At 43.0% G+C, this 1,037-nt stretch carries 2 protein-coding genes; both read left to right on the forward strand.

The window, feature by feature from the left end; all coding sequences use genetic code 11:
• Positions 1-420: adenine phosphoribosyltransferase (locus ACWHAR_RS23150; RefSeq protein WP_452087956.1), on the forward strand; the 420-nt coding region annotated here is incomplete at its 5' end.
• A 167-nt stretch (positions 421-587) separates the two neighbouring features.
• Positions 588-1,037: HD domain-containing protein (locus tag ACWHAR_RS23155; protein ID WP_452087957.1), on the forward strand; the 450-nt coding region annotated here is incomplete at its 3' end.

Below are 1,037 nucleotides of genomic sequence, written 5' to 3' on the forward strand. Positions count from 1 at the left end.
GTATACCGCTATGCCACAGATCAAATTGTTGAATATGCGAAAGAAAAGCAAATTGATTTGGTCGTTGGCCCTGAAGCGCGCGGCTTTATTATCGGCTGTCCCGTTGCTTACGCGCTTGGCGTAGGTTTTGCGCCGGTCCGCAAAGAAGGCAAGTTGCCTCGTGAAGTAATCAAAGTGGATTATGGCTTGGAATACGGAAAAGACGTATTAACGATCCACAAAGATGCGATTAAGCCTGGTCAGCGTGTGCTTATTACAGATGACCTGCTTGCGACAGGCGGCACAATTGAAGCGACAATCAAACTTGTTGAAGAACTTGGCGGCGTTGTTGCTGGTATCGCTTTCTTAATCGAGCTTTCTTACCTTGACGGCAGAAATAAGCTGGAAAATTACGACATCTTAACATTGATGAAATACTAAGGATAACCGCATAACGAAAAAGCACTCCATGTCAGGGTGCTTTTTTCCTATTGTTTTGCTTTTATTTTATATAATATTTGGCTATTTGCACTTCTGCTCTTTACATCTTTCGTTTTTTTCTTGATAATAAACTACAATACAGTTTACATTTTAAAAAAGGTGATTCCATGGCGAACGAACAAGTATTGACTGCCGAGCAAGTTATAGATAAAGCGCGCAGCTATCTATCTGATGAGCATATCGCATTTGTCGAAAAAGCATATCTGTACGCTGAAGATGCTCATCGCGAGCAATACCGCAAATCGGGCGAGCCATATATTATTCATCCGATTCAGGTTGCGGGGATACTCGTTGATCTTGAAATGGACCCTTCCACAATCGCGGGCGGATTTTTGCACGATGTCGTGGAAGATACAGATGTGACGCTCGATGACCTGAAAGAAGCATTTTCCGAAGAAGTGGCAATGCTTGTAGACGGCGTAACGAAACTCGGCAAAATTAAATATAAATCTCAAGAGGAACAGCAGGCGGAAAATCATCGCAAAATGTTTGTCGCTATGGCTCAAGATATCAGGGTCATATTGATCAAGCTGGCGGATCGTCTTCACAATATGCGG

It is taken from the genome of Bacillus sp. LR--39 (genome assembly GCF_053613335.1).